The 6,000-nt window shown below is 45.0% G+C and carries 5 protein-coding genes and 1 tRNA gene; 2 read left to right on the top strand and 4 right to left on the bottom strand.

Annotation, left to right across the window (positions count from 1 at the left end; translation table 11 throughout):
* Positions 1-260, top strand: a 260-nt coding sequence (locus tag O3C58_10740; protein MDA0692336.1) for a hypothetical protein, incomplete at its 5' end; no start/stop codon positions are given.
* Positions 261-590: 330 nt separating this feature from the next.
* Here O3C58_10740 and O3C58_10735 read toward each other — a convergent pair.
* Together O3C58_10735 and O3C58_10730 are read right to left on the bottom strand one after the other, a co-directional pair.
* A tRNA-Met gene (locus tag O3C58_10735) sits at positions 591-667 on the bottom strand.
* 269 nt (positions 668-936) lie between these two features.
* A complete protein-coding gene (locus O3C58_10730; GenBank protein MDA0692335.1) occupies positions 937-1,263 on the bottom strand; it encodes a YfhL family 4Fe-4S dicluster ferredoxin in 327 nt (108 codons plus the stop codon).
* A 345-nt stretch (positions 1,264-1,608) separates the two neighbouring features.
* Here O3C58_10730 and O3C58_10725 point away from each other — a divergent pair, with 345 nt between their 5' ends.
* The gene (locus tag O3C58_10725) at positions 1,609-3,750 is read left to right on the top strand and encodes an ABC transporter substrate-binding protein (protein ID MDA0692334.1); all 2,142 of its coding nucleotides are present in this window, start codon (positions 1,609-1,611) and stop codon (positions 3,748-3,750) included.
* 699 nt (positions 3,751-4,449) lie between these two features.
* On the opposite strand, the gene O3C58_10720 is transcribed toward O3C58_10725, so the two are convergent.
* Positions 4,450-4,989, bottom strand: a complete 540-nt coding sequence (locus O3C58_10720) for a hypothetical protein (protein ID MDA0692333.1) — start codon at positions 4,987-4,989, stop codon at positions 4,450-4,452.
* Between the two features lie 171 nt (positions 4,990-5,160).
* A complete protein-coding gene (locus O3C58_10715) occupies positions 5,161-5,481 on the bottom strand; it encodes a Rieske (2Fe-2S) protein (protein MDA0692332.1) in 321 nt (106 codons plus the stop codon).
* Positions 5,482-6,000: the final 519 nt, after the last annotated feature.

Below are 6,000 nucleotides of genomic sequence, written 5' to 3'. Positions count from 1 at the left end.
ATATCCACTTATGCAAAGCTCTTCTTTGCAAGGAGGGGTTAGGGGAGGTTATAAAAAAACTACCTTTAAATACCCCGCCCCTTGGGGCGGGGATCATTTATTTGAGTACGGAGAACTTGACCTTCCCTAAGAATGAGCGGATAGGTAGTTATGGGGAATTGGAGAATACAGATGATGCACTAATAATCCGAATGAATTCTATTGCTGTTTTTACGGTCGGAGCTTTGTTTATTGTAATCGCTAGTAATTTCAAGGGATAAGCAGGAGGGTTCCTGGAAAGTGGAAATCGAAAGCCTGGTACTTCGTGGCTCGTTTTTTTGTTGCAGATATTGACAGCTTCAGATTGAGGGCACAGACTGATTGTAGGAAATAGTTTTTGGGGTGTACTTGTAGTGGTTCTCCGGTGGTGCCAGAGCGCCCTTGTTTTAAAAGCTGAGGTGGGGATTCCTGCCTTAACCGGCGATGCGGCTGGTTGCATTTGGACGCTCTGGTTTTTTATTGGTTTTCGGATTGGTGGGGCTGGTGTGGGACAAACAGAGGCTTTAACGAAACAAGGGGTTAACCTTTTCAGGCTAACCCCTTGTTTTATTTGGTAGCGGGGGCCAGATTTGAACTGACGACCTTTGGGTTATGAGCCCAACGAGCTACCGGACTGCTCCACCCCGCAACATTTTTTAATTACTGGCAAAAAATAAACGCCTGAACGACCTATTATAACAATAGTATGGTCGTTGTCAAGCAACCTTGCCTTCCAAGTGATCTAAAAAGAAAACACTAAAAGCTTGGATGAGATTCCCAAACCATTCCTGGGAATATGGCTATCGAGAGCACAACTCAGGGGGGAAAAGCGGACTCGCCACTTTCAGGCAATAAAAACTAAAATAAAAAGCGGCTTATATGGTTTATTGTGCCACACAAGCCGCTATAAAGTCAAAGTTAAAGATTAGCGTTTTTGCGATCAGGATTTCTGAACAATGAGGTTTCATTGGTCAGATCTTCCAAACCTGGAAATGAATCGTCTGGATGAATTTTCTTGGCTTTCTCCAGCAGTTCTTCTTCTGATTCCCGGTTATCTTCATCAGGGATACAGCAGTCTACGGGACAAACTTCCTGACAAGCCTCTTCCCCATGAAAGCCAACGCATTCTGTGCAAAGGTCTGCTTCGATTTCGTAGAAATCCTCACCCTCGCTGATGGCTCCATTGGGACACTCAGGTTCACAAACGCCACAGTTGATACATTCTTCAGTGATTAATGTTGCCATGTTCCTTTTCCTTCTCTCTAAAATGGTTATTCCAGAAAATGGTACAAAACCTTACTAAAACCGTATTGGGTTGTAAATGTTTTTTTTTAACAGAATGGGAAATAGGCGTAAGTCCTTGCTAGTTCCCATAGATCCCGCCCACTTTTGCAAGCGAGACCATAAGCTATATAGGCAAATAATTTACAAGTCAAGAAATTTTTAAAATATCCGGCCTCGTTTTCCCCGCTCATTTTCCATACTAAGGAAGGCGTTATTTTAGGGTCTATTTTCAATGGGATAAGAGAAAAGAATTGGGTGGATATTCGCTGTTAATTATCAGGTTTAATTTGCTATTATTGTTCCTGAATGAATATTAAACGAATTCTCATATATTTGCCACTGGGATTGATCCTGTTTCTGGTGCAATCGTTTTTCTGGGTCCCTACCTATGATAAACAGGCTGTGGGCAATCCGGATCGCCTGGTCAAATATATCCACGGTTCCGCCGCGGATGCGGAAATCCTGAACCCCATTTTGAGTGCCGATACTACCAGCAGTTCTATCACGGATCTGGTGTTCGACGGGCTGATAGATCTGGACGATAAGCTCGAATACCGGCCGCGCCTTGCCTCCTCATGGACGCAATATGAGGAAGCGTATCTGGTGATCGACCCTTCACATGCAAAAAAAAATGACCTGAAAGCCCCCTCAGGCATGGACGAGTGGGGGCGGTGGATTCAGGAATCTTTAAAGTCCAATGATGTATGGACGCAAAACCTGCGTTCTGTGGAGATGGTTCCGGGGAAAACTGTGAAGGGGCAAATCAGCCTTTCGCTTCTGGATGACGCAGGGAGCCCACTCATAAAGGACGGCCAGCCCACCACTCAAAAAGTGGAATATGATTTGCAACAACCGGATCGCATCAAATTCACCCTGTACCGCATCGATCAGGATTTTTTTACCCCAGTAAAGAAATTGTTGGGAGAGGAATACTTTCAAAGCTTTCCTTACGAACACTATATACATGCTGTTTCTCCCTCGGGGCGGAAGCCTCTAGCGTCTAATTATGCTGAAATTCTTCCCCTGACTGAGCACAATCCGATCATTGTATTCAACCTCAGGAAGGGTGCCCAGTTTCATGATGGGCATACATTTGATTCTGGGGATGTTTTGTTCACCTATCAGGCGATCATGAATCCGAAAAACGTCTCTCCCCGGACGTCCGACTACGAGCCCATCAAATCGGTCGAGCCTGTAGGACCGCATCAGGTCAAGATCGTTTACAAACGCCTGTTTTCTCCGGCCATCAACTCCTGGTTCATGGGAATCCTGCCGGAGCATCTGCTGAATGATGCGGCACTAAATAAAGAAGCGGAAGAAAGAGGGCTGGAATCCCTCACCATCCGCGACAGCCAATTCAACCGCTATCCGATCGGAACCGGGCCATTCATATTTAAAGAATGGCAATCCGACGAATTGATCCGCGTGGTGCGGAATGAAACGTATTGGGATTCTCCTCCCGAATATCACGAATATGTGATGCGCGTCGTTCCCGATGCCTTGACGCAAGAGATGGAATTTTATGCCGGAGCGGTGGATAACTATTCTGTTCAGCCACATCAGGTCGCCCGGTTTAAAACGGATGAAAAATACCAGAGTTTTTCCAGTGTCGGCTATTTTTATTCCTATATTGGCTATAACGAGAGAAACCCGCTTTTTAAATCGGCGGAAGTGCGCCGCGCCCTGGGGATGGCGATCGATGTGGAGCAGATCATTAAATATGTCCTTTATGGAGAGGGCGAACGCGTTACAGGACCGTACCCAAAAATAACCGACTGGTACGACCCTTCGATACAACCCCTGCCTTATGATCCGGAAGGCGCCTTGAAGATTCTAAACGGCCTTGGCTGGCGCAAAAACGACGATGGATTTTTAGAGAAGGATGGCAAGATTTTCGAGTTCAACCTGATCACCAACTCGGGAAATCCCATCCGCAAGAATATTTTGACCATCGCGCAGAACAGTTGGCGCAAACTGGGAATCAAATGCAACACCCAGCTTTTTGAATGGGCGGTGTTCTTGAAGGATTTCGTCAACACATTTAAATACGATGCCCTGGTTCTGGGGTGGAGCATGGGGATCGATCCCGACTTGTTTCAGATCTGGCACTCGAGTCAGGCAGGGCCCAAACAGCTCAATTTTGTCGGCTATGAAAACCCCGACGTGGACCGGTTGATCGTTCGCATTCGCAAGGAATACGACAAGGCGAAGCAAAAACGCATGGCCCACGAACTGCATCGGCAAATCGCTAAGGACCAGCCGTACACGTTTCTATACGTGGCGAAATCCACCCAGTTGCTGGACAAAAAAATCGTCATTGTGGAGCGCCAGCCCGACGGGTCGGAAAAATACACCAAAATTTACCCGACCAAGGATGGAAGGGTCAATTATTACTTTAACAAGTGGAAGAAACTAGGAAAAGTGCCTCAGTTCGCGGAGGCGGGGTGACCAGGCTCCGGCCTGGACCGCGTGGTGCGGCAGACGTTCACTTTGCTCCCGAGCCGTAAAGAAAGATTCTTCCCTTCCCCCTTGGGGGTGAGACCTTATCGTAACTCGTCTTTGCGAGAAGCCAACGGCGACGAAGCCGTGATAATATTCCTAAGTTTTCGTGCCCCGCAGGGGTAAATCCAGAGACTCTGGATCGCCGCGCCGCTTTGCGACTCGCGATGACGTATCGGACAGGCTAAGGGTAATCTCCATGAGGATTTTTTGACTTATGGGCACCTCTAAAAATTGACTAAATGCTCCTAATCGTCAATTTAAGGAGATGGTTTTGTTTTAGTGGGACAGGCGACCTACCCTTAAAGGTTATACGGAAGTGCGGAATTTAATTCCGCCTTTCCAGCCTGTCCGCACGGGCTGGAAAGCCCATGCCACTGATACAAGAAATCCTTGTACAATGTTCGATTTCCTGTAATAAACTAATTTTTAGAGATGCCTTTATGCAAAGCTCTCCTTGAGGGAGGGACTTTCGGAGAAAGCCATTAGCCCTCTCCCTCAGGGAGAGGGTTGGGTGAGGGTGGGTGTTGAGTTTTTTCCGTGTTTTTCGGAGCTATCATTTGAAAATAATCAGGACTTTGTCTGATAGCCACTGTCAGATTTCGAATGCGGTCACTCGGGACTTGAGAACATCACAACCGAATTTTTCTAGTTTGAATTTTCTTCAATAGAATTTTCGATTTTTCCTTGTTGGCTAATTCGATTAATTATTGCTTCTTGTAATTGATCGTCAAAAACATTGATTCCTTGTTCAGAGCATCCTGATATTTTCCATTCATAGCCTGCAAACAAATTTTTTCCTGCACACAATATTTTAACTTCGTTGATTGCTTCTTCTAAGGTTGAGGATTTTAATTGGACTTCTAAATCTGTTTCTACAGAGATGTGAGCGATGTTCAATTCGTAATGGGCTTTGAATCCATCCCAGAAAATACTTTCCTGAGTTTCTTCCTGCTCGATTCGTTCTATGATGTCATCACGTAGTTTCTCACTGAAATCATGGATGCCACCTTCGGCGCATCCTTCGATTTTCCACTCGTAGCTTTCAAACAATTTTTTACTATCCAACATTTTTTCGACTTCTTTATTTGCTTCCTCCTTTGTTGTTCTCGATTTCAACTTGACCTCGAGATTTGTATATACAGCCACGTGGCTTACTTTTAATTTATAGTCTGGTTTAAGTCCCATTGTTCTGTTTTCTCCTATATTCAACACCGATCAATTGATTCTGTCGAATATTCAATCCGACCGAAAAAATCTGATAGTGGGTTTATTATCAGAGATAAGCTCCGATCAACTTTGTTCCGTTTTCGTTTGAATATATGTAACGTTTGAAAGGTACACAAACGGAACACAAGGCTAAGAAGGCAAGCTTAAAATTATCGCGTCGTTTTCTATCTTTACCGGATAAGTGTCTACATAACACCCATCATCACACCTGTCGACAGAAATACATTCTCCACTGGTGACATCAAATTGCCAATCGTGAGCGGGGCAGGTCACTAGTTTTCCATTCAATTTGCCGCTTCCCAAAGAAGCTCCAACGTGCGGGCATGCATCGTCAAAAGCAAAAAGTTCACCATCAATACTAAACATCGCTATTTTCTGCCCATTGATGGTAAATATTTTGCCGTGCCCATCGTAAACATGGTGCCATTTCCCTAAATTATGCTCGGTCATAAATCCCTCATTCTAAAAAGATACGGGCATCTCACGGATCAAACGAGGAGAGAAGCGATCTTAAAATTCGACCGAGGGTACGCAAACGGTACACAAGCAGAATGTCGAGTTTATTAACTCGTTGATTTTAAATAGACCCAATGGGAATCAAACCCCTGTTGTTACCCCTACGGGGCATGAAGACAAATGCAAAAATATAACGCCGACGTGAGAGGCCAGCAAAACTCACGTCAACAACCGTCCAAGATCGGGCGGATAACCTGCTAACCTACCTGAGATTAATATCTTACAGAGATGAGAATAAATTGCGAATAGGGCAGGGTGCGTTTAAAAAGTCCTGCAATAGTCCCGCAGTGTTCCTTTATGTTTTTGGAGAGTAATTTCTTATAAAGGATTTATATTTCGACGGATTAGGGGGCGATATAAGTGCTATTTCGTAATACCGCACTTTAGTACCCGTTTGAGGCATACTTGTTGTTCAAATTAACTACGGAAGTAGGAATGATCGCCTTTGGCGGC

The organism is Nitrospinota bacterium (assembly GCA_027619975.1).
Taxonomy (GTDB): Bacteria; Nitrospinota; Nitrospinia; order Nitrospinales; family VA-1; genus JADFGI01.
This window is presented reverse-complemented; position numbering and strand designations above follow the sequence as displayed.

Bases quoted from the DNA above. Each gene is read 5' to 3' on its own strand.
- O3C58_10730 (MDA0692335.1), bottom strand. From the start codon at position 1,263: ATGGCAACATTAATCACTGAAGAATGTATCAACTGTGGCGTTTGTGAA.
- O3C58_10725 (MDA0692334.1), top strand. From the start codon at position 1,609: ATGAATATTAAACGAATTCTCATATATTTGCCACTGGGATTGATCCTG.
- O3C58_10720 (MDA0692333.1), bottom strand. From the start codon at position 4,989: ATGGGACTTAAACCAGACTATAAATTAAAAGTAAGCCACGTGGCTGTA.
- O3C58_10715 (MDA0692332.1), bottom strand. From the start codon at position 5,481: ATGACCGAGCATAATTTAGGGAAATGGCACCATGTTTACGATGGGCAC.